Source organism: Streptomyces sp. NPDC042002 (genome assembly GCF_055588305.1).
In genome coordinates this window covers 56049-82142 of record NZ_JBVJCT010000021.1, presented here as the reverse complement: position 1 = coordinate 82142, position 26094 = coordinate 56049, and the positions used below count along the sequence as shown (strand labels likewise).

Below are 26094 nucleotides of genomic sequence, written 5' to 3'. Positions count from 1 at the left end.
ACCAAGACCACGGGGATGGCGTAATGGTGAACGAGGAGAAGTACCTCGATTACCTCAAGCGGGCGACGACCGACCTCCGCGAGGCGCGGCGACGGCTGCGCGAGGTCGAGGAACGCGAGCAGGAACCCATCGCGGTCGTCGCGATGAGCTGCCGCTACCCCGGTGGCGTCGACACCCCCGAACGGCTCTGGGAGCTCGTCGCGGGCGGTGCCGACGCGGCCACCCCCTACCCCACCGACCGGGGCTGGCCGGGCGACGTCCTGTTCGACCCCGATCCCGAGTCGGGCATCGACGCGTACGAGAAGGTCGGCGGGTTCCTGCACGAAGCCGCCGACTTCGACCCCGCCTTCTTCGGGATCTCCCCGCGCGAGGCCCTCGCCATGGACCCGCAGCAGCGGCTGCTGCTGGAGATCTCCTGGGAGGCGTTCGAGCGCGCCGGCATCGACCCGGCCACGCTGCGCGGCAGCCGCACCGGCGTCTTCGCCGGCCTGATGTACCACGACTACGCGGCCCGGCTGTTCAGTGTCGCCGAGGACGTCGAGCCCTTCCTCGGCAACGGCAGCTCCGGCAGCATCGCCTCCGGCCGTATCGCCTACACCCTCGGCCTTGAGGGCCCGGCCGTCACGGTCGACACCGCCTGCTCCTCCTCGCTGGTCGCGCTGCATCTCGCCGCCCAGGCGCTGCGCAAGGGCGAGTGCACGCTCGCCCTCGCCGGCGGTGTCACCGTGATGTCCACGCCCGGTACCTTCACGGAGTTCAGCCGACAGCGGGGCCTGGCAGGCGACGGCCGCTGCAAGTCCTTCGCCGCCTCCGCCGACGGCACCGGCTGGGGCGAGGGCGCCGGCATGCTCGTACTGGAACGGCTGTCCGAGGCCCACCGCAACGGCCACCCCGTGCTCGCCCTGATCCGCGGCTCCGCCGTCAACCAGGACGGCGCCAGCAGCGGCCTCACGGCCCCCAACGGTCCGTCCCAGCAGCGCGTCATCCGCCAGGCTCTCGGCGAGGCCCGCCTGCCCGCCGCGCACATCGACGCGGTCGAGGCCCACGGCACCGGCACCACCCTCGGCGACCCCATCGAGGCCCAGGCCCTGCTCGCCACCTACGGGCGCGAGCACACCGACGGACAGCCCCTGTACCTGGGCTCCATCAAGTCCAACATCGGGCACACCCAGGCCGCCGCCGGTGTCGCGGGCATCATCAAGATGGTCATGGCCATGCGCCACGGCGTCCTGCCCCGGACCCTGCACGTGGACGAGCCGACGCCCAACGTCGACTGGACCGAGGGCGCCGTCGAACTCCTCACCGAGCAGCGCGCCTGGCCCGAGACCGGCCGCCCGCGCCGCGCGGCCGTCTCCTCCTTCGGCATCAGCGGCACCAACGCGCACACCGTCCTGGAACAGGCCCCCGAGCCCGAACGGACCACGGAGGCCGCCGAACCCGAGCGGATCGTGGCGGCCGCCGCGGACGGGGCCGCCGCGCCCGGGGCCGCGGTGTGGAACCTCTCCGGGCGCACCCCGGCAGCGCTGCGCGCCCAGGCATCCCGCCTCCACGCCCACCTGGCCGACCACCCCGGCCTCGGCACCCTCGACGTCGCCCGCACCCTCGCCACCGGGCGCACCGACTTCGAGCACCGGGCGGTGCTCACCGCCCCCGACCGGGACGGGCTCACCGCCGCGCTCGCGGCCCTCGCCGACCTCGACCCCGACGCCGAGCGCACCGTCCCCGGCGTCGTCCGGGGCCGCCCGGTCCCCGGCAAGCCGGCCTTCCTGTTCACGGGGCAGGGGAGTCAGCGGCTGGGTATGGGGCGGGAGTTGTACGTGTCCCAGCCGGTGTTCGCGGCGGCTTTGGACGCGGTGGCGAGCCGGATGGACCTCGAACTCCCGCTGAAGGACGTGCTGTTCGGGGATGATGCGGAACTGCTGAACCGTACGGAGTACGCGCAGCCCGCGCTGTTCGCCGTCGAGGTGGCGCTGTTCCGGCTCGTCGAGTCGTGGGGTGTGAAGCCGGAGTTCGTGTCCGGGCACTCGGTCGGTGAGATCGCGGCCGCGCATGTGGCGGGGGTGTTCTCGCTGGAGGACGCGTGCCGGCTGGTGTCCGCCCGGGGTCGGCTGATGCAGGCGCTGCCGGAGGGCGGCGTGATGATCGCCCTCCAGGCCACGGAGGACGAGGTCGCTCCGCTGCTCGGTGAGCGGGTGAGCATCGCGGCGATCAACGGGCCGCGCTCGGTGGTCATCGCGGGTGACGCGGACGAGGCCGAGAGGATCGCCGGATCGTTCGGCGACCGCAGGTCCAAGCGGCTCACGGTCAGTCACGCGTTCCACTCGCCGCACATGGACGGCATGCTCGACGCCTTCCGCGAGGTCGCGGAGAGCATCACCTACGCGGCCCCCCGGATAGCACTGGTCTCGAATGTGAGCGGCGCTCTCGCTTCGGAGCAGTTGACGCAGCCGGAGTTCTGGGTCCGTCACGTCCGCGAGGCCGTCCGTTTCGCCGACGGCATCCGCACCCTCGCCGCCCGCAACGTCACGCACTTCGTTGAACTGGGCCCCGACGGCGTCCTGTCGGCGCTCGCCGATGAGTGCCTCACCGACACTCCCACCGCCGCCGTCGTGCCCCTGCTGCGCAAGGACCGCCCCGAGACCGAGGCGCTGGCCGGCGCCCTGGCCCGCCTGCACGTGCGGGGCGTGACCGTGGACTGGGCCGCGTACCACGCCGGTTCCGGCGCCGGGCGCGCCGACCTGCCCACGTACGCCTTCCAGCGCGAGCGCTACTGGCTGGACGCCGGGCGGCCCGCGAGCGACGTCACGGCGGCCGGGCTCGGCTCCGCCGGGCACCCGCTGCTCGGCGCGGCCGTCGCGCTCGCCGACACCGACGGCTTCCTCTGCACCGGCCGGCTGGGCCTGGACACCCATCCCTGGCTGGCCGACCACGCCGTGCACGGCTCGGTCGTGCTGCCCGGCGCCGCCTTCGTCGAGCTGGCGATACGCGCGGGCGACCAGGTCGGCTGCGACCTGCTGGAGGAGCTTGCCCTGCAAGCCCCGCTCGTACTGCCCGAACAGGGCGGCGTGCAGCTCCAGTTGTGGGTCGGTGCCCCCGACGCCACCGGTCGACGCGTCCTCGGCGTGCACTCCCGCCCCGAGGGCGCCGACCCCCTCGAACCGTGGACCCGGCACGCCGACGGCGTCCTCACCACCGGCGCCCCCGAACCGACCACGTCCCTCGCCGAGTGGCCGCCCACCGGCTCCGTACCGCTGCCCGTCGAGGACCTGTACGCCGGGCTCGCCGAGGCCGGTCTGGAGTACGGGCCCGCGTTCCGCGGTGTGCGCGCCGCCTGGCGCACCGACGACGCCGTGTACGTCGAGGTGGGCACGGAGGCCGAACAGGGCGCCGAGCACACGCAGTTCGGAATCCACCCCGCGCTGCTGGACTCCGCGCTGCACGCCATCGGCCTCGGCGGGCTCGTCGAGGACACCGGCCGGGGCCGGCTGCCGTTCGTGTGGAGCGGGGTGTCCCTGCACGCCGTGGGCGCCTCCGTGCTGCGCGTACGGCTCGCCCGGGCCGGCACGGACGCGGTGTCGTTCGCCCTGGCCGACGGCACCGGTCGGCCCGTCGCCGACATCGACTCGGTCACACTGCGGGCCGTTTCGGCGGGCGACCTCACCACCGGGCGCGGGCACGACTCGCTGTTCCGGGTGGACTGGGCCCCGGTGACACTGCCGGCCGCAGAGACCGGAGTGCGGTGGGCGGTGCTCGGGGACCTCGCGACGGCGAGGGACGAACGTGACGCGGGCCTCGCGGAGGCAGGGGTCGGCGCTTACGCGAGCCTCGCCGTGGCGGGGGAGCAGGTGGCGCGGTACGACGATCTCGCCGCCCTGGTGGCGGTGTTGGACGGAGGCGGGTCCGCCCCGGACGCGGTCCTCGTGCCGTATCCGCAGGCGCCCGCCACCACCCCCGAGGCCGTACGTTCGGCCACGCACCGCACGCTGGCCCTGCTCCAGCGGTGGCTCGCCGAGGAGCGGCTCGACCGCACCCGGCTGGTCCTGCTCACCGAGGGCGCGGTCGCCGCGCGCGACGAGGACGCGGTGACCGACCCGGTGCACGCCGCCGTCCACGGCCTGGTGCGCTCCGCGCAGTCCGAGCACCCGGGCCGCTTTCTCCTCGTGGACGCTGCCGCGCCCTCGCTCGACCTGCTCGGTGCCGCGCTCGCCGGCGACGAGCCCCAACTGGCCTTGTGTGAAGGCGCCGTGCTCGCGCCCCGACTGGCCCGCGTGCCCGCCGGTGAGCACGCCGAGGCGCCGATGTACGACGCGAACGGCACGGTGTTGATCACTGGAGCCACCGGTACGCTCGGCCGGCTCGTCGCCCGTCACCTGGTGGCCGAACGGGGGGTACGCCACCTGCTGCTGCTCAGCCGCAGGGGGGAGCAGGCCCCCGGAGCGGCCGAACTGACCGTTGAACTGGTGGAGTTCGGCGCTTCAGTGACCTGGGCCGCGTGCGACGCGGCCGACCGGGACGCGCTGGCCGCGGTGCTCGCCTCCGTGTCCGAGGCGCACCCGCTGACCGGTGTGGTGCACGCCGCCGGTGTCCTGGACGACGGCGTCCTCGACTCGCTCACCCCCGAGCGTCTGGACACCGTGCTGCGGCCCAAGGCCGACGCCGCCCTGAACCTGCACGAGTTGACCCGCGACCGCGATCTTTCGGCGTTCGTACTGTTCTCCTCGGCCGCCGGTGTGTTCGGCGCCCCCGGACAGGGCAACTACGCCGCCGCCAACAGCTTCCTCGACGCCCTTGCCCAGTACCGGCGCGCGGCCGGTCTGCCCGGCCTCTCACTGGCCTGGGGCCTGTGGGAGGACGCCGACGGCATGGCCGGCGCGCTCGACGACACCGACCGCGACCGGATGCGGCGCGCCGGTGTCCACGGTCTCACCGCCGCTGAGGGCCTCACCCTGCTCGACCTCGCGGACACCCTCGGCGCGGCCGGCCCGGCCCCGGGCCTGCTCGTGCCCATGCGGCTCACCGTTCCGACGGCGGGCACCGAAGTCGTGCCTCTCATAAGGGCGTTGGTCCGCACCCCGGCGCGGCGCACCGCCTCCGCGGGCAGCGCGACGGACCTGTCCGCGTTGGGGCAGCGGCTCCCGGGCCTCGACGCCGGTGAACGCGAACGCGTGCTGCTGGATCTGGTGCTGCGGCACGTCGCCGACGTGCTCGGCCACGCCTCTCCGGACGCCGTCGACCCCGAGCGGGCCTTCAGCGAGCTGGGCTTCGACTCCCTGACCGCGGTCGAGCTGCGCAACCGACTCGGTGCCGCCGTGGGCCGTCGGCTGCCCACCACGCTCGTCTTCGACCACCCGTCCTCCCTGGTACTCGCCCGTCACCTGGCCGGCGAACTCGGAGGCGCCGCGGCCCAGTCGGCGACCGGAGCACCCGCGCCCGCGGCCGTCTCCGACGACCCCATCGCCATCGTGGCGATGAGCTGCCGTTTCCCTGGCGGTGTCACCACCCCCGAGGAGCTGTGGCAGCTCCTGGACGGTGGCGTGGACGCCGTCTCCGGCTTCCCCACCGACCGCGGCTGGGACGTCGAGGCGCTGTACGACCCCGACCCGGACCACCCCGGCACCTCGTACACCCGGCACGGCGGCTTCCTGCACGACGCCGCCGCCTTCGACCCGACGTTCTTCGGCATCTCGCCGCGCGACGCCGTCGGCACGGACCCGCAGCAGCGGCTGCTCCTGGAGACCACCTGGGAGGCGTTCGAACGGGCCGGCATCGACCCGGCCACCGTGCGCGGCAGCCGCACCGGCGTCTTCGCCGGTGTGATGTACCACGACTACGCGACCCTGGTGGAGGGCTCCGCCGACGGCGCCGACGGCACCCTCGGCTCGGGCAGCACCGGCAGCATCGCCTCCGGCCGTGTGTCCTACACCCTCGGCCTGGAGGGTCCGGCCGTCACCATCGACACGGCCTGTTCCTCCTCGCTGATCGCGCTGCACCTGGCCGCGCACGCGCTGCGCAACGGTGAGTGCGACATGGCGCTGGCCGGTGGTGTGACCGTCATGGCCACGCCGGGCACGTTCGTCGGCTTCAGCCGGCAGCGCGGCCTGTCGCCCGACGGCCGCTGCCGCGCCTTCTCCGCGGACGCCGACGGCACCGGCTGGGGCGAGGGCGTGGGCATGCTGCTCGTCGAGCGGCTGTCCGACGCCCGCCGCAACGGTCACCCCGTCCTCGCGGTCGTACGCGGTTCCGCGATCAACCAGGACGGTGCGTCCAACGGCCTCACCGCGCCCAACGGTCCGTCCCAACAGCGGGTCATACGCGCCGCCTTGGCGAGCGCGGGGCTGTCCGCGTCCGAGGTCGACGCGGTCGAGGCGCACGGCACCGGTACGACGCTCGGTGACCCGATCGAGGCGCAGGCGCTGCTCGCCACGTACGGCCAGGACCGGCCCGACGACCGGCCGCTGTGGCTGGGCTCCATCAAGTCGAACATCGGGCACACCCAGGCCGCCGCCGGTGTCGCGGGCATCATCAAGATGGTCATGGCCATGCGCCACGGCATCCTGCCCAGGACGCTGCACGCCGAGGAGCCCTCGCAGCACGTCGAGTGGACCGAGGGCGCGGTATCGCTGCTGACCGAGCCCGTGGCCTGGCCCGAGACCGGCCGGCCGCGCCGAGCGGGTGTCTCCTCCTTCGGTATCAGCGGCACCAACGCCCACACCATCATCGAGCAGGCCCCGGAGGAACCGCAGGCCGAGCCGGGCGAGCGCCCCGCCGCCCCTGCCGTACTCCCGCTGCGCCTCTCCGGGCGCGGCGCGGAAGCCCTGGCCGCCCAGGCGCGCGCCCTGCGCGACCACCTCGCGGCCCACCCGGACATCGCGCTCACCGACCTCGCCCAGTCGCTGGCCACCGGCCGTGCCGCCTTCGACCACCGGGCCGTGGTCCTGGCCGGCGCGAACGACACGGCCGCCACCGTGCTCGCCCGCCTCGACGCCCTCGCCGAGGGCCGCCCGGTCCCCGAGGTCTTCCTCGGTGCGGCCACCAAGGCCGGTCGCACGGCGTTCCTGTTCACGGGGCAGGGGAGCCAGCGGCTGGTTATGGGGCGGGAGTTGTACGCCTCGCAGCCGGTGTTCGCGGCGGCGCTGGACGCGGTGGCGAGCCGGATGGATCTCGAACTGCCGCTGAAGGACGTGCTGTTCGGTGCGGACGCCGAGTTGTTGAATCGTACGGAGTTCGCGCAGCCTGCGTTGTTCGCGGTCGAGGTGGCGTTGTTCCGGTTGTTCGAGTCGTGGGGTGTGCGGCCGGACTTCGTTGCCGGGCATTCGATCGGTGAGATCGCTGCTGCGCATGTGGCCGGGGTGCTGTCGCTGGGGGACGCTTGCAAGCTGGTGTCCGCTCGTGGTCGGCTGATGCAGGCGCTGCCCGAGGGCGGGGTCATGATCGCCCTTCAGGCCACCGAGGACGAGGTCGCGCCGCTGCTCGGCGAGCGGGTGAGCATCGCCGCCGTCAATGGCCCGCAGTCCGTGGTGATCGCGGGTGACGCGGACGAGGCGGAGCGGATCGCCGGATCGTTCTCCGGTCGCAAGTCGAAGCGGCTCATGGTCAGTCACGCGTTCCACTCGCCGCACATGGACGGCATGCTCGACGAATTCCGCGAGGTGGCGGAGGGCCTGACCTACGAGCTCCCGCGCATACCAGTGATCTCGAATGTGAGCGGTGCTCTCGCTTCGGAGCAGTTGACGCGGCCGGAGTTCTGGGTCCGCCATGTCCGGGAGGCGGTCCGCTTCGCCGACGGCATCCGCGCCCTGGAGGCCGCGGGCGTGACCACGTTTGTCGAGCTGGGCCCGGACGGGGTTCTCTCCGCCATGGGCCAGGAGTGCGTCGAGAACGCCGACGCCGCTGTCTTCGTCCCCGCCCTGCGCGCCGGACGCGACGAGGCCGAGACCGCCGTAAGCGCCCTCGCCCTCGCACACGTCAACGGCACACGCGTCGACTGGGCCGCGTACTTCGCCGGTACGGGCGTACACCGCGTGGACCTGCCGACGTACGCCTTCCAGCGTGAGCGCTACTGGCCCGAGGCCGGTGCCGTGCTGCCCGGCGACGCGTCCGGGCTGGGCCTGGCACCGGCCGGGCACCCGCTGCTGGGCGCGGCCGTCGCGCTCGCGGACGCCGACGGCAGCGTGTTCACCGGCAGGCTCTCCCTGCGCACCCACCCCTGGCTGGCCGACCACGCGGTCATGGGCTCCGTGCTGGTCCCCGGCGCGGCCCTGGTCGAGCTCGCTCTGCACGCCGCCGAGCGCGTCGGGTGCCCCGCGCTGGACGAGTTGACCCTCCAGGCCCCCCTGGTGCTGCCCGAACAGGGCCCCGTACAGGTGCAGTTGACCGTCGGGCCGCCCGACGGGTCCGGTCGGCGGCCGGTCGCCGTGTTCTCCCGGCCAGACCTCGACCTCAAGGACGAGCCGTGGCTGCGGCACGCCGAGGGCCTGCTCACCGACGAGGTACGGCCCGCCGGCACAGACCTACGTGCGTGGCCGCCGGTCGGCGCGAACCCACTGTCGACGGACGGCGCGTACGAGGTGCTGGACGCCGCGGGGCTCGCGTACGGGCCGCTGTTCCAGGGGCTGCGAGCGGCCTGGCGACGCGGAGACGAGCTCTTCGCCGAGGTGGCCCTGCCCAGTGGGGCGGGGACCGACGCGGACGCCTTCGGGCTGCACCCGGCCCTGCTCGACTCGGTCCTGCACACCCTCGCCCTCGGCGACACCCCGTCCGGCAGTGAGGAGGAGGGCGCCCGACTGCCGTTCGCCTGGAGCGGCGTGCGGCTGCACGCGACGGGCGCCTCGGCGGTACGGGTACGGCTGGCCCCGGCCGGTCGCGACGCGGTGTCGCTGGAGCTCGCCGACACCACGGGTGAACCCGTCGCTTCCGTCGACTCGCTGGTGCTGCGCGCCATTTCCGCCGAGCAGATCGGTGCCGCGCGTGGTGGCCGGCAGGATTCGCTGTACGCGATCGACTGGACCGAGGTCCCGGCCGACCGTTCGGCGTCGGCTCCGAGCCGTGCCGTCCTGGGGGCCGGGCTCCCCGATGTCCACGCCCCTCGTTACGCCGACCTGGCTGCCATCGCAGCAGGCGAGGTACCGGAGTTGGTGGTCGTCGACGTGGGGCCGGACGCCGACGCGGTCACGGACGGCGCCGGGCTGCCCGACGCCGTGCACGGACGGGTCGCCGCCGCGCTCGCGCTGGCCCAGGAGTGGCTGGCCGACGAGAAGTTCGCCGCCGCGCGCCTGGTGTTCGTCACGCACGGAGCCGTTGCCGCCCGCACCGGCGACCCCGTAGCCGACCTCGCAGGTGCGGCGGTGCGCGGCCTCGTCCGCTCCGCCGCCACCGAGAACCCGGGCCGGTTCACCCTGCTGGACGCCGACGTCCCCGGGCTGCCCGACCCCGCCCTCGTGGCCCTCGCCTCTGGCGAGCCGGAGGTCGCGGTGCGTAAGGGTGCGCTGTTGGTGCCGCGACTGGCTCGGGCGGCCGTTGCTGACGCGGAGCCCGTGACGTCGTCCGGGACGGTCCTGGTGACGGGTGCGAGTGGTGCGCTGGGTGGTCTGTTCGCCCGGCATCTGGTGTCCGAACGTGGTGTGCGGAAGCTGTTGTTGGTCTCGCGTCGGGGTGGGGAGGCTCCTGGTGCGGTTGAACTGACGGCTGAGTTGGCCGGGTTGGGTGCGGAGGTCGTATGGGCCGCGTGTGATGTGGCTGATCGTGCGGCACTGGCCGCATTGCTCGCGGAGCATCCGGTTTCGGGTGTGGTCCACACGGCGGGCGTGCTGGATGACGGCACGGTGGGCTCACTGACCGCTGAGCGGGTGTCGAGGGTGTTGCGTCCGAAGGTGGATGCGGCTTGGCACCTGCACGAGCTGGCCGGGAATCTGGATCTGTTCGTGGTGTTCTCCTCGGCCGCCGGTGTGTTCGGTGGTGCGGGTCAGGCGAACTACGCGGCGGGCAATGTGTTCCTGGACGCTCTGGCTCAGTACCGCAGGGCGCGGGGGCTGGCGGCGACCTCGCTGGCCTGGGGTCTGTGGGCCGAGACCTCCGGGATGGCCGACGCGCTCGACGACAGGGATGTCTCGCGCCTGGGCCGGGGCGGGGTCTCCGCGCTGGAGGCGGCGGAGGGTCTGGCGCTCTTCGACGCCGCGACGGCTTCCGGGCAGGCACTGTTGGTGCCGGTGAGGCTCGACCTGGCCGCACTGCGCGCCGGCACGGTGCCGCCGCTGCTCAGTGGCCTCGTCCGGACCCCGGTCCGCCGCGCCACGCAGGCCACGGACAGCGGTAACGCCCTGGCCGGACGCCTGGGCCGGATGACGGTCGGGGAGCAGACCGCGTACGTGCTGGAGACCGTGCGCGGCCAGGTCGCCACGGTCCTCGGGTACGCGGGTCCTGCGGCGGTGGAGACGGACCGCTCCTTCCGCGAGCTGGGCTTCGACTCGCTGACCGCCGTCGAGCTGCGCAACCTGCTCGCCTCGGCGACCGGGTTGCGGCTGCCCGCCACGCTGGTCTTCGACCACCCGACCGCGACGATCCTCGCCGCGCACCTGCATGCCGAACTCATGGGTGCCGCACCGGGGTTGAACGTTCCAGCGGTCACCGTCCTGCGGGACGACGAGCCCATCGCCATCGTCGGTCTCGGCTGCCGCTATCCCGGTGGCGTGGAGACCCCGGACGACCTGTGGCGGCTCGTCATGGAGGGCCGGGACGCCGTCTCCGGCTTCCCGGAGGACCGCGGTTGGGACATCGAGGCGTTGTACGACGCCGACCCCGACCACCAAGGCACCAGCTACGCCCGCGAGGGCGGGTTCGTGCGCGACGCGGGCCACTTCGACCCGGCGTTCTTCGGGATCTCGCCGCGCGAGGCCCTCGCGATGGACCCGCAGCAGCGGTTGCTGCTGGAGACCTCGTGGGAGGCGTTCGAGCGGGCCGGCATCGAGCCGACGTCGCTGCGCGGCAGCCGTACAGGTGTCTTCGCCGGCGTCATGTACCACGACTACGCCTCACGCCTCACCGCACTGCCCGAGGGCGTCGAGGGCTTCCTCGGCACCGGCAACGCCGCGAGTGTGATCTCCGGTCGGCTCTCGTACGCCTTCGGTCTTGAGGGGCCGGCCGTCACGGTCGACACGGCTTGCTCGTCGTCGCTGGTCGCCCTGCACCTGGCGGTGCAGGCGCTGCGCAACGGCGAGTGCGAGCTGGCCCTCGCGGGCGGTGTGACGGTGATGGCGACCCCCGCGCCGTTCGTGGAGTTCAGCCGGCAGCGCGGGCTGGCGGCCGACGGTCGCTGCAAGGCCTTCTCGGCCGACGCGGACGGCACCGGCTGGGCGGAGGGCGCGGGCGTCCTCCTGGTCGAGCGGTTGTCGGACGCGGTGCGCAATGGGCATCCGGTGTTGGCGGTGGTGCGGGGTTCGGCGGTGAATCAGGACGGTGCGTCGAACGGTCTGACGGCGCCGAACGGTCCGTCGCAACAGCGGGTGATCCGGCAGGCGTTGGCGAGTGCGGGGCTGTCGGTGTCCGAGGTGGATGTGGTGGAGGCGCACGGTACGGGGACGACGTTGGGTGATCCGATCGAGGCGCAGGCGCTGTTGGCGACGTACGGTCAGGAGCGGTCTGCTGAGCGGCCGTTGCTGCTGGGGTCGATCAAGTCGAACATGGGGCACACGCAGGCCGCGGCCGGTGTCGCGGGCATCATCAAGATGGTCCAGGCGATGCGTCACGGCGTGGTCCCCAGGACCCTGCATGTGGACGAGCCCAGCCCGCACGTGGACTGGGAGGCAGGCGCTGTCCGCCTGGTGACCGAGGCGGTCGCCTGGCCCGAGACCGGCCGGCCCCGCCGCGCGGCCGTCTCCTCCTTCGGCTTCAGCGGTACGAACGTGCACACCATCATCGAGCAGGCCCCCGTGCCGACCACGCCGGAGGAGCCCCGGGAGCCCGGGCGCGAGCCGAGCAGCTTGCCCTGGCTGCTCTCGGCGAAGACCCCGGACGCGCTGCGCGCCCAGGCCGAACGCCTCCGCGCCCATGCCATCGCGCACCCCGAACTGTCCCTCACCGACATCGGCTACGCCCTGACGACGAGCCGCACGCTGCTCGACCGCCGGACCGTCGTGCTCGCCGGGGATCGCGACGGGTTCCTCTCCGGACTCGCCGCGCTCGCCGAGGGCGGGACCGCCGCCAACCTGACGATCGGCTCGCCGGACGCCGGCAAGCTCGCCTTCCTGTTCACGGGGCAGGGGAGTCAGCGGCTGGGTATGGGGCGGGAGTTGTATGTGTCCCAGTCGGCGTTCGCCGTGGCGTTGGACGCGGTGGCGAGCCGGATGGACCTCGAACTCCCTTTGAAGGAGGTGCTGTTCGGCGAGGACGTCGAGCTGTTGAATCGTACGGAGTTCGCGCAGCCTGCGTTGTTCGCGGTTGAGGTGGCGTTGTTCCGGCTGGTGGAGTCGTGGGGTGTGAAGCCGGACTTTGTTGCCGGGCATTCGGTCGGTGAGATCGCTGCCGCGCATGTGGCGGGGGTGCTGTCTCTGGATGACGCCTGCAGGCTGGTGTCGGCGCGCGGCCGGTTGATGCAGGCCCTGCCGGAGGGTGGGGTGATGATCGCGTTGGAGGCGACCGAGGCCGAGGTCGTGCCGCTGCTGAGCGAGCGGGTGAGCGTCGCGGCGATCAACGGGCCCCGGTCCGTGGTGATCGCGGGTGACGTGGACGAGGTCGAGAGGGTTGTCCGCTCGTTCAGGGACCGTAAGGCCAAGCGGCTGGCGGTCAGTCACGCGTTCCACTCGCCGCACATGGACGGCATGCTCGCCGACTTCCGCAAGGTCGCCGAGGGTCTGACCTACGAGAGTCCCCGGATCGCGGTGGTGTCGAACCTGACCGGCACGGTGGTCACCGACGACATGACGGACCCCGACTTCTGGGTCCGCCACGTCCGTGAGGCCGTCCGCTTCGCCGACGGCATCCGGACTCTCGAAGCCGCGGGCGTGACGACGTACCTCGAACTCGGCCCCGACGGGATCCTCTCCGCCATGGCCCAGGACTGCCTCGACCACCCCGACACCGTGGTCCTCACCCCCGCCCTTCGCGGAGGCCGTGACGAGACCGAAACCCTGACCACGGCCCTCGCTCTCGCCCATGTCCACGGCACCGCCGTCAACTGGGCCGCGTACTTCGCAGGTACCGGCGCCGAGCGCGTGGACCTGCCCACGTACGCCTTCCAGCGCCAGCGCTACTGGCTGGAGGCGCCCCCGCACGCTCTCCCGGGCGACGTGGTCGCGGCGGGGCTCGGTTCCGCCGGGCACCCACTGCTCGGCGCGGCGGTGGAACTGCCGGACTCGGACGGGTTCCTGCTGACCGGGCTGCTCTCGCTGCGGACCCACCCCTGGCTCGCGGACCACCGGGTGGCCGGCACGGTCGTGGTGCCGGGCGCGGTGCTGGTGGAGCTCGCGGTTCGGGCCGGTGACCGCGCGGGCCTGGACCTGCTGGAGAGTCTGACGCTGGAGGCGCCGCTGGTGCTGCCGGAGACCGGCGGGGTGCAGCTGCGCCTGGCCGTGTCGGGTGCTGACGACGCGGGCCGACGGGAGTTCCACGTCTATTCGCGGCCGGAGGACGCCGCTTTCGAGGAGGCGTGGACCCGGCACGCGGGCGGTGTCCTGACGGTCGCCGACGCGGCGGCCGACCCCGCCCCGCACACCGAGTGGCCGCCGGCCGGCGCCCAGGAGTGCGAGGTCACGGACCTCTACCCGTCGTTCGAGGCCATCGGGCTCGGCTACGGCCCGGCCTTCCGCAACCTGCGGGCGGCGTGGCGGCGCGGCGACGAGGTGTTCGCCGAGGTCTCGCTCGCCGAGGAGCGCCGGGCCGAGGCGGCCGCGTACGGGCTGCACCCGGCGCTGCTGGACGCGGCGCTGCACGCGGTGGGCCTGGGCGACTTCTTCCCCGACGGGCCCGAGGGCGCGCGGCTGCCGTTCGCGTGGGACGGTGTGCGGCTGCACGCCGTCGGCGCGGCGGCGCTGCGGGTGACCATGGCCCCTGCGGGGCGCGACGCGGTCGCGCTGGACGTCACCGACGAGGCCGGGCAGCCGTTGCTCACGGTGCCATCGCTGGTGCTGCGCCCGCTGGCCGCCGACGTCTTCGACGGCAGCGGCACGGGCCCGGTGCGCGACGCGCTGTTCCAGGTCGACTGGATCGCGCTGGCGCTGCCCGGGGCGGAGGCGCCGGCCGAGGGGGCGTGGGCGGTGCTGGGCACCGACCCGCTCGGGCTGGCGGACGCGCTGCCCGGGCCGGCGGCCGACACCGAGCCGTACGACGACCTGGCGGAGCTGGCCGAGGAGACCGAGGTGGTGGGAGCGCCGGCGACGGTGTTCGTGTCGCTCGACCCGGTCCCCGGCTCCCGTACGGGTGCGGGGCTCGCGCGGTCCGCGCACGACGCCGCGGGTGACGCCCTGGCACTGGTACGCCGGTGGGTGGCGGACGAGCGGTTCGCCGAGGCACGGCTGGTGTTCGTCACGCGCGGGGCCGTCGCGCCGGGCGCCGACGAGGGGGTGACGGACCTGGCGCACGCGCCGGTGTGGGGCCTGGTGCGCTCCGCGCAGGCCGAGCACCCGGGCCGGTTGGTCCTGGTGGACGTGGACGGCACGGACGCCTCCTGGCGCGCGCTGCCTGACGCGCTGGCCTCCGACGAGCCGCAGTTCGCGCTGCGCGACGGGGTCGTGCTGGCCCCGCGTCTGGCCCGTACGACCGTCCCCGCGGGCGACGGCACCCGTACCGAGCCGGGCGACGGCACCCGTACGGATCCTCAGGGCACGGTCCTGGTCACGGGCGCCGGCGGCACCCTCGGCGGTCTGCTCGCCCGGCACCTGGTCACCGAACACGGCGTACGTCACCTGCTGCTGGTGAGCCGGCGCGGCGAGCAGGCCGACGGGGCGGCCGAACTCGCCTCCCAGATTGGAGAGTTGGGCGCCTCGGCGACCTGGGCGGCCTGCGACGTGGCCGACCGGGACGCGGTGGCCGCGCTGATCGGGAGCATCCCCGACGAGCACCCGCTGACCGCCGTCGTCCACACCGCCGGTGTGCTGGACGACGGGACCGTCGAGGCGCTCACCGCCGAGCGGCTGGACCGGGTGCTGCGGCCCAAGGTGGACGGGGCCTGGCACCTGCACGAGCTGACACGCGAGCTGGACCTGTCGGCGTTCGTGCTGTTCTCCTCGGCGGCCGGTGTGTTCGGCAACGCCGGACAGGCCAACTACGCGGCCGGCAACACCTTCCTGGACGCCCTCGCCCAGCAACGGCGCGCGGCGGGGCTGCCCGCCGTCTCGCTGGCCTGGGGTCTGTGGGACGACGAGGCGGGCATGGCCGCCACGCTCGACGAGCGCGACCGCGAACGGCTGAGCCGGGGCAGCATGAACGCCCTGTCGGCCGCCGACGGGCTGGCGCTCTTCGACGCGGCACTGGCGCATGCGGGCGGGCCCGCCGTGCTGGTGCCCGCACGGCTGGACCTGCCGGTCCTTCAGGCCCAAATCGGCGACACCGTACCGCCGTTGCTGCGCGGCCTGCTCCGCACCCCGGTGCGGCGCAGGGCCGGCGGGGCGACGGCGGACGCCCCCGAGTCGCTGGCGCGGCGCCTGGCGCTGCTCCCGGCCGCCGAACGGGACCGGCTCCTGCTGGACCTGGTACGCACCCAGGTGGCCCAGGTGCTGGGCCACACAGGGGCAGCGGCCGTCGAACCACACAGCGCCTTCAAGGAGTTGGGCTTCGACTCGTTGACGGCGGTCGAACTGCGCAACCGGCTCGGCGCGGTCAGCGGGCTGCGCCTGCCGGCCACGCTGATCTTCGACCACCCGACGCCGCAGGCGCTGAGCGACTACCTGCGCTCGGCGCTGCCCCTCGAAACCGACGGCCCGACCGTCTTCGGTGAACTCGACCGGCTGGAGGCCGCGTTGGTGGCCGCGGACGCGGACACCGTCACACGTTCGCGGATCACCATGCGCCTCCAGGCCCTGATGACCAAGTGGACCGACGCCCAGGACCCGACGGGCGGCACCGAGGGGGGCGTCGACGGCGACGACCTCGACTCGGTGACCGACGACGAGCTCTTCGACCTGCTGGACGACGAGCTCGGCGCTTCCTGACGCCCCAACGCGCCGAGCGGCGGGCGTGGCGCACTCCGCGAGGCGGTCCCTCCCGGTCTGGACGACTACGTACGTCCAGACCGGGAGGGACCTCTCCGGGGCGCGGCGCACTCGCCGCTCGGCACGCCCTCGACCGACCCGACAGCCGTCGGCGATCCGGCCGAGCCCGCTCAGGAGGCGGGCCGACCGGGCCCGACCGGCCCGACCCATCCGGGACGGCCGCGACCCCCGCGACGCGGGACGACCGGCAGCCCGGAACCGACCCGACATTCCCGGGACCCGGGCCCGGCCCCGCCCCGCGCGGAATCCGGCCGCCGGCCCCGACCGACCACCCCCGGGACCCGGTCCGCCCCGCCGTGCGGAGCACCGGCCGGTCCGACCCGTACAACCGCCTCTCTGGCATGGAGCCCACGCACATGGTGAACGAGGACAAGCTTCGCGACTACCTCAAGCGGGCGACCGCCGATCTGCGCCAGGCCCGCAGGCGGCTCCGCGAGGTCGAGGAGAAGAACCAGGAGCCCATCGCGATCATCGCGATGAGCTGCCGCTACCCCGGCGGGGTCCGTACTCCCGAGGACCTGTGGCGGCTCGTCGAGAACGGTGACGACGCCGTCTCCGCCTTCCCCGTCGACCGGGGCTGGGACGTGGAGTCGCTCTACGACGCCGACCCGGACAGCGCAGGGGCCAGCTACGTCAGCGAGGGCGGCTTCCTCTACGACGCCGCCAGCTTCGACCCCGCCCCCTTCGGCATCTCGCCGCGCGAGGCCCTCGCCATGGACCCGCAGCAGCGGTTGCTCCTGGAGAGCTCCTGGGAGGCCTTCGAGCGGGCCGGCATCGACCCGTCCTCGGTGCGCGGCAGCCGCACCGCCGTGTTCGCGGGCGTGATGTACCACGACTACACCGCCCGCCTGGACACCGTGCCCGAGGGCGTCGAGGGCTTCCTCGGCACCGGGAGCTCCGGCAGCATCGCCTCCGGCCGCGTCGCCTACACCTTCGGTCTGGAGGGCCCGGCGGTCACCATCGACACGGCCTGCTCCTCGTCCCTGGTCGCGCTGCACCTCGCCGTGCAGGCGCTGCGCAACGGCGAGTGCACCCTCGCCCTCGCCGGTGGCGTCACCGTCATGGCGACCCCTGCCACCTTCACCGAGTTCAGCCGGCAGCGTGGCCTCGCGCCCGACGGGCGCTGCAAGCCCTTCGCCGCCGAGGCCGACGGCACCGGCTGGGGCGAGGGCGTCGGCATGCTGCTCGTGGAGCGGCTGGTCGACGCGCAACGCAACGGCCACCCCGTGCTGGCCGTCGTCCGTGGCTCGGCCGTCAACCAGGACGGTGCCTCCAACGGCCTCACCGCGCCCAACGGGCCGTCGCAGCAGCGCGTGATCCACCAGGCGCTCACCAACGCCCGGCTGTCCGCCGCCGATGTGGACGTGGTGGAGGCGCACGGCACCGGCACCACCCTCGGCGACCCCATCGAGGCGCAGGCGCTGCTGGCCACGTACGGCCAGGACCGGCCCGCCGAGCAGCCGCTGCTGCTGGGCTCCATCAAGTCGAACATCGGCCATACCCAGGCCGCCGCCGGTGTCGCCGGCGTGATCAAGATGGTCGAGGCCATGCGCCACGGCGTGGTGCCGAAGACCCTGCACGTCGGCGAACCGACTCCGCACGTGGACTGGTCCGCGGGCGCGGTGTCCCTGCTCAGCGAGGCGGTCCCGTGGCCCGAGGCCGACAGGGCGCGCCGCGCGGGCGTCTCCTCGTTCGGTTTCAGTGGTACGAACGCTCACGTCATCGTGGAGCAGGCGCCGGAGGCCGAGGCGGGCGTGGCTGTGGAGGGTGCCCGTCCTGCGGTGGTGCCGTGGGTGTTGTCGGGCAAGGGTGTTGCGGCGTTGCGGGGGCAGGCGGCGCGGCTGGGGGAGTGGATACATCGGGATGCCGATGTGGTGGCGGTCGGGCGGTCCTTGGCGTTGACCCGGGCGGGGTTGGAGCATCGGGCCGTGGTGCTGGGTCCGGATCGTGTGGCCGGGGTGGCGGCGGTCGCTTCGGGTGTGATGGCCGCCGGCGTGGTGACCGGTTCGGTGGTGGGTGGTCGGACGGTGTTCGTCTTCCCTGGTCAGGGGTCGCAGTGGGTGGGTATGGCCGAGGGGCTTTTGGATGCTTCCCCGGTGTTCGCCTCTCGTGTCCAGGAGTGTGCGAAGGCGCTGGAGCCTTTCACGGGCTGGTCGTTGACCGACGTGCTGCGCGGCGTGGAGGGTGCGCCTTCCCTGGACCGGGTGGATGTCGTGCAGCCGGTGCTGTTCGCGGTGATGGTGTCGCTGGCCGAGGTGTGGCGTTCGGTCGGGGTGGTGCCGGATGCGGTGGTGGGTCATTCGCAGGGTGAGATCGCTGCCGCGTGTGTGGCGGGGATCTTGTCTCTGGAGGATGCGGCTCGTGTGGTTGCGTTGCGCAGTCAGGCGATCGGTCGGCTGCTCGCGGGTCTGGGCGGGATGGTGTCGGTGCCGTTGCCGGCTGTGCGGGTGCGGGAGCGGATAGCGCCGTGGGGTGAGGGCCGGATTTCGGTGGCGGCGGTGAACGGGCCTTCGTCGGTGGTGGTTTCGGGTGAGGCGACGGCGCTGGATGAGTTCCTGGCCGCGTGTGAGAGGGACGGTGTGCGCGCGAAGCGGATCGCGGTCGACTACGCCTCCCATTCCGCGCAGGTGGAGCTGTTGCGTGAGGAGCTTGCTGAACTCCTGGCTCCGGTGTGTCCGTTGGAGGCGCGGGTTCCGTTCTTGTCCACGGTTACCAATGAGTGGGTGACGGGTCCTGAGCTGGATGCGGGTTACTGGTTCACCAATCTGCGCCAGACGGTGGAGTTGGAGAAGGCGACCCGCGTCCTGTTGGAGCAGGGCTTCGGTGTCTTCGTGGAGTCGAGTCCGCATCCGGTGCTGAGTGTGGGTGTGCAGGAGACGGCCGAGGACGCTGGCCGTGAGGTGGCTGTGGTGGGTTCGCTGCGCCGTAACGAGGGTGGTCTGGAGCGTTTTTGGCAGTCGGTGGGCGAGGCGTACGTGCGTGGGGCCTCGGTCGACTGGGACGCCGTGTTCGCGGGGACGGCCGCACGCCACCTCGATCTGCCCACGTACGCCTTCCAGCAGGAGCACTACTGGCTGGAGAGCGGGACGGTCGAGGAGACCGCGACCGCAGACCCGGTGGACGCCCGGTTCTGGGAGGCCGTCGAGCGGATGGACGTCGCCGCGCTCACGGCCGAGCTCGGCATCGACGGGGACGAGACGCTGACCTCGCTGCTGCCGGCGCTCTCGGCGTGGCGTCGGAAGAGCAGTGAGCAGTCCACCATGGACGGTTGGCGTTACCGGGTCACCTGGAAGCGGATCGCCGACCCGGCCACCGCGCGCCTGTCCGGCACCTGGCTCGTCGCCGTACCCGAGGGAGCCGACGCCGCCGCGATCACCGGTGCGCTCACGGAGCACGGAGCCGACGTCCGTACCCTCGCGGTCGCCGGCGAAAGCCGCGACGACCTGGCCGTCCGGATCCGCGAGATGCTCGCCGACGGGCCCGAACCCGCCGGTGTGCTTTCTCTGGTGACCCCGGCCGGGGGCGACGCCCTGAGCGAGGCCGCGCCCGCGGGCGTGATCGCCGCCCTCACCCTCGTCCAGGCGCTCGGTGACGCCGAGGTGGCGGCGCCGCTGTGGTGCGTCACCCGGGGTGCCGTCTCCACCGGGCGTGCCGAGCCGATCGCGGATGTCGCGCAGGCGCCCGTGTGGGGCCTGGGCCGGGTCACCGCGCTGGAGCACGGCGAGCGCTGGGGCGGCCTGATCGACCTGCCGCAGGAGGCAGACGCACGCGCCCTGTCCCGGCTCGTCGGTGTCCTCGCGGGCGACGGCGCCGAGGACCAGGTGGCGCTGCGAGCCTCCGGCCAGTACGTGCGCCGGCTGGTGCGCGCGCGCCTGGCCGACGTTCCGGCCGTACGCGAGTGGAAGCCGCGGGGCACCACGCTCGTCACCGGGGGTACGGGAGCCCTGGGCGCGCACGTCGCCCGCTGGCTCGCCGGCAACGGCGCCGAGCATCTGGTGCTGACGAGTCGGCGCGGTATCGACGCGCCCGGCGCCGCCGAACTGCGGGACGAGATCGAGGCGTTGGGTGCCAAGGTGACCGTGGCGGCCTGCGACGTGGCCGACCGCGAGGCGCTGGCCGCGCTCATCGCGGGCATCCCCGCAGAGCACCCGCTGACGGCCGTCGTACACACCGCCGCCGTCCTGGACGACGGCGTGGTCGAGGCGCTCACGCCGGAGCAGGTCGAGCGGGTCTTCCGGGTCAAGGCGGACGCCACGCTGCACCTGCACGAGCTGACCCGTGACCTCGACCTGTCGGCGTTCGTGCTCTTCTCCTCCTTCGCCGCCACCTTCGGCGCGCCGGGCCAGGGCAACTACGCGCCCGGCAACGCCTTCCTGGACGCCTTCGCCGAGCACCGGCGCGCGGCCGGCCTGCCCGCCACCGCCATCGCCTGGGGCCCCTGGGGCGACGGCGGCATGGCCGAGGGCGCGGTCGGCGACCGCATGCGCCGGCACGGTGTGATCGAGATGTCGCCCGAGCGGGCCGTGAGCGCTCTCCAGCACGCGCTGGACCGGGACGAGACGACGCTGACCGTCGCCGACATGGAGTGGAAGCGCTTCGTCCTGGCCTTCACCTCCGGCCGCGCCCGGCCGCTCCTGCACGACCTGCCCGAGGCGCGCGAGGCCATGGAGAGCACCCGCGCCGAGGCCACGCAGGACACCGACGGTGCCGCAGAGTTCCTACGGCGGTTGACCGGCCGGTCCGAGACCGAGCAGGAGCGGCTGCTGCTCGACCTGATCCGCACCGCGGTCGCCGCCGTCCTCGGCTACGCCGGCCCCGACGCCGTCGGGGCCGGCCGGGCTTTCAAGGAGCTCGGCTTCGACTCCCTGACCTCGGTGGAACTGCGCAACCGGCTGAACGCGGTCACCGGGCTGAAGCTCCCGCCCACCCTGGTCTTCGACCACCCCACGCCCACCGTCCTCGCCCGTCACCTGCGCGGCGAGGTGCTGGGGCGGGACGCGGCGGCCGCGGCCCCGGTCGCCGCGACGGGCGTCGCCGACGCCGAGCCGATCGCCATCGTCGCGATGAGCTGCCGCTTCCCCGGCGGGGTACGCAGCCCCGAGGACCTGTGGCGGCTGCTGTCCTCCGACGGCGACGCGCTCTCGGAGTTCCCGCTGGACCGCGGCTGGGACGTGGAGGCGCTGTACGACCCCGACCCCGACGCACAGGGCACCTCGTACACCCGCGAGGGCGGCTTCCTGTCCGGCGCGGCCGACTTCGACGCCGGTTTCTTCGGCATCTCGCCGCGCGAGGCCCTTGCCATGGACCCGCAGCAGCGGCTGCTCCTTGAGACCTCCTGGGAGGCGTTCGAGCGCGCCGGCATCGACCCGGAGACGCTGCGCGGCACCCAGTCCGGGGTGTTCGTCGGCACCAACGGCTCCGACTACTCCAACCTGGTGCGCGCCGCCACGGACGGGCTGGAGGGACACCTCGCCACCGGCAGCGCGGGCAGCGTGGTCTCCGGCAGGCTGTCGTACACCTTCGGTCTGGAGGGCCCGGCGGTCACCGTCGACACGGCCTGCTCCTCGTCCCTGGTGGCGCTGCACCTGGCGGTGCAGGCGCTGCGCAACGGCGAGTGCTCCATCGCGCTGGCCGGCGGTGTGACGGTCATGTCCACCCCGGGCACCTTCATCGAGTTCAGCCGCCAGCGCGGGCTGTCGACGGACGGGCGCTGCAAGGCGTTCTCCTCGGACGCCGACGGCTTCAGCCCCGCCGAGGGCGTGGGCATCCTGCTCGTGGAGCGGCTGTCCGACGCGCGCGCCAAGGGGCACCCCGTCCTCGCGGTGGTACGTGGCTCGGCCGTCAACCAGGACGGTGCCTCCAACGGCCTGACCGCGCCCAACGGGCCGTCGCAGCAGCGCGTCATCCGCCAGGCTCTCGCCAACGCCCGTCTCTCCGCCGCCGATGTGGACGTGGTGGAGGGGCACGGCACCGGCACGAAGCTGGGCGACCCCATCGAGGCGCAGGCGCTGCTCACCGCGTACGGCCAGGACCGGCCCGCCGAGCAGCCGCTGCTACTGGGCTCCATCAAGTCGAACATCGGACACACCCAGGCCGCGGCCGGAGTCGCCGGCGTGATCAAGATGGTCCTCGCGATGCGGCACGGCGTGCTGCCGCGCAGCCTGCACATCGCCGAGCCCACCCCGCACGTCGACTGGACCATGGGCGAGATCGACCTGCTGACCGAGCCGCGGGCCTGGCCGGAGACCGGGCGGCCCTGGCGTGCGGGCGTCTCGTCGTTCGGCTTCAGCGGCACCAACGCGCATGCCATCATCGAGCAGGCCCCCGTGGACTCGGCCCCCGTCGAGCAGGGGACCCCTGCGTCCTCCCCGACCGCACCCCTACTGACCGGCAACACCCCGGGCACCGCCAGCCAGGACGGCTCCGCCGTGCTGCCGTGGCCGCTGACCGCCCGCACAGAGGCGGCCCTGCGTGACCAGGCCCGGCGCCTGCTCGACCACCTGGAAAGCCGCTCTGACCTGCGGCTCGTCGACATCGGCCACTCCCTGGCCACTGCCCGTACGGCCCTGGGCACCCGGGCCGTGCTGGTGGGCCGGGAACGCTCGGACTACGTGGCGGCGCTCACCGCGCTGGCCGCGGGGGAGACCTCGCCCCTGCTGACCCAGGGGTCCGCGATCGGGGGCAGGACGGTCTTCGTCTTCCCCGGACAGGGGTCGCAATGGGTAGGCATGGCCGAGGCGTTGTTGGACGCTTCACCCGTGTTTGCCACCCGGGTGGACGAGTGCGCGAAGGCGCTCGAACCCTTCACCGACTGGTCGCTGCGCGACGTACTGCGCGGCGCCGAGGGCGCGCCTTCCCTCGACCGGGTGGATGTCGTGCAGCCGGCGCTGTTCGCGGTGATGGTCTCCCTCGCCGAGGTCTGGCGTGCTGCCGGTGTGGAGCCGGACGCGGTGGTGGGTCATTCGCAGGGTGAGATCGCTGCCGCGTGTGTGGCGGGGATCTTGTCTCTGGAGGACGCGGCCCGTGTCGTCGCGTTGCGCAGTCAGGCGATCGGCCGGTTGCTGGCGGGTCTGGGCGGGATGGTGTCCGTGCCCTTGCCGGCCGTGCGGGTGCGGGAGCGGATAGCGCCGTGGGGCGAGGACCGGATCTCGGTCGCGGCGGTCAACGGGCCTTCCTCGGTGGTGATTTCGGGCGAGACACTGGCGCTGGATGAGTTCCTCGCCGCCTGTGAGAGGGACGGTGTGCGGGCGAAGCGGATCGCTGTGGACTACGCCTCGCATTCCGCGCAGGTGGAGCTGTTGCGTGAGGAGCTTGCTGAACTCCTCGCGCCGGTAAGCCCGTTGGAAGCCCGGGTTCCGTTCCTGTCGACGGTCACCAGTGAGTGGGTGAGGGGTCCTGAGCTGGATGCGGGTTACTGGTTCACCAATCTGCGTCAGACGGTGGAGTTGGAGAAGGCCACGCGCATCCTGCTGGGGGACGGCTTCGGTGTCTTCGTGGAGTCGAGTCCGCATCCTGTGCTGAGTGTGGGTGTGCAGGAGACGGCCGAGGGCGCCGGTCGTGAGGTGGCTGTGGTGGGGTCGCTGCGCCGTAACGAGGGTGGTCTGGAGCGGTTTTGGCAGTCGGTGGGCGAGGCGTACGTGCGTGGGGCCTCGGTCGACTGGGACGCCGTGTTCGCCGGTTCGGGGGCGCGTCGGGCGGAGTTGCCGACGTACGCCTTCCAGGGGCAGCGGTTCTGGCCCGAGGCTGCGCCCGTCGAGGTGCCGGTGGTCTCGGAGAGCATCGAGGACGCACGGTTCTGGGACGCGGTGGAGCGCGAGGACCTGGAGGCGCTGGCCGCCGAACTGGACCTGGCCGACAACGATTCGCTGACCTCCGTCCTGCCTTCCCTGTCGTCCTGGCGTCGGCAGAGCCGCGAGCAGTCCACGGTGGACGGCTGGCGTTACCGGATCACCTGGAAGCGGATCGCCGACCCGGCCACCGCACGCCTGTCCGGCACCTGGCTCGTCGCCGTACCCGAAGGCGTCGACGCCGCCGTGATCACGGACGTACTGACCAAGCACGGCGCCGAGGTCCGTACCCTCGGCGTGCCGGCCGGAGCCGGGCGCGCGGCGCTGACGGACCTGCTCACGGCGTCGGTGGACGGGGCCGCGCCCGCCGGGGTGCTGTCCCTGCTCGCGGGTGACGGCGCCGGGAAGGCGGGGCTGCTCGCCACCGCCGCGCTGGTACAGGCGCTCGGCGACGCCGGGGTGGACGCGCCGCTGTGGTGCGTCACCCGGGGCGCCGTCGCCACCGCGTCCGGCGAGGCGCTCGCCGACCCGGCCGGGGCGCTGGTGTGGGGCTTCGGACGCACGGTCGCGCTGGAGTACCCGGACCGCTGGGGCGGTCTGATCGACCTGCCGCAGCAGGCCGACGAGCGTGCCCTCGGCCGCCTCCCGGGCATCCTGGACGGCGACGGCGACGGCGTCGAGGACCAGGTGGCGCTGCGCTCCAACGCCGCGTACGTGCGCAGGCTGGAGCGGGCGCGGCTCGCCGAGACGCCGGTGGTGCGCCGCTGGAAGCCGCGGGGCACCACGCTCGTCACCGGCGGCACGGGAGCCCTGGGCGCGCACGTCGCCCGCTGGCTCGTCGGCAACGGCGCCGAGCATCTGGTGCTGACCAGCCGGCGCGGTATCGACGCGCCGGACGCCGCCGAACTGCGGGACGAGATCGAGGCGTTGGGCACCACGGTCACGGTCGCGGCCTGCGACGTGGCCGACCGCGAGGCGCTGGCCGCGCTCATCGCGGGGATCCCCGCCGAGCACCCGCTGACCGCCGTGGTGCACACCGCCGGTGTGCTGGACGACGGCGTGATCGACGCGCTGACCCCCGAACGGTTCGCGACCGTGCTCGCCCCCAAGGCGGACGCCGCCGCGCACCTGCACGAGCTGACCCGTGAGCTGGACCTGTCGGCGTTCGTGCTCTTCTCCGGTGTGGCCGGCACCCTCGGTGACGCCGGACAGGGCAACTACGCCGCCGCCAACGCCTACTTGGACGCACTCGCCGAGCACCGGCACGCCCAGGGGCTGGCCGCGACCTCCGTGGCCTGGGGCCGCTGGGGCGACACCGGGCTCGCCGCGGGCGGCGCGATCGGGGAGCGGCTGGACCGGGGCGGGGTGCCCGCGATGCCGCCCGCCGCCGCGATCCGCGCCCTGCAACAGGCCCTGGACCACGCGGAGGTGGCCGTGGCGGTCGCCGACATCCAATGGGAGCGGTTCGCCCCCGGCTACACCGCCGTACGGCCCAGCCCGTTCATCTCCGGCCTGCCCGAGGTGCGCCGGCTCGCCGAGACGGCCCAGGCCACCGGCGCGCCGGCCGGCGAGCAGTCGCCGGCCGAGCGGCTGCGGCAGCGGCTCGCGGTGATGAGCCCGGCCGAACAGACGCTCACCGTCGTCGAGTTGGTGCGCTCGCACGCGGCCACCGCGCTGGGCCACACCACCACCGACGAGGTCGGCGCCGGGCGCGCCTTCAAGGAGCTGGGCTTCGACTCGCTGATCGCGCTGGAGCTGCGCAACCGGCTGGGCGCGGCCACCGGACTCAAGCTCCCGGCGACCCTGGTCTTCGACCACCCGACCCCCGACATCCTGGCCGCGTTCCTGCGCGCCGAGATCACGCAGGACGGCGGCACCGGGGCAGCTCCCGGCATCGCGGAGCTGGAGAAGCTCGAATCCGCGCTCTCCGTGCTCGACCCGGACACCGGCACACGCGACGACATCGCGCTGCGACTGCAGGCCCTGCTGGCGAAATGGGGTGAACCGCACAGCGAAACCCGTGGCGAGGCCGTCACCGAGAAACTCCAGGAGGCCACGCCCGACGAGCTCTTCGACTTCATCGAGAAAGAGCTCGGCATTTAACACCG

2 protein-coding genes are annotated in these 26094 nt (G+C 73.5%); both read left to right on the top strand.

Annotated elements, in window-relative coordinates:
• Nucleotides 1-23 precede the first annotated feature (23 nt).
• Nucleotides 24-16139: a type I polyketide synthase gene (locus tag ACZ6KY_RS27025; RefSeq protein ID WP_469312882.1), complete on the top strand. Its 16116-nt coding sequence runs from the start codon at nucleotides 24-26 to the stop codon at nucleotides 16137-16139.
• 416 nt (nucleotides 16140-16555) lie between these two features.
• Nucleotides 16556-26089, top strand: a complete 9534-nt coding sequence (locus ACZ6KY_RS27020; RefSeq protein ID WP_469312881.1) for a type I polyketide synthase — start codon at nucleotides 16556-16558, stop codon at nucleotides 26087-26089.
• The last annotated feature ends 5 nt before the right edge of the window (nucleotides 26090-26094 follow it).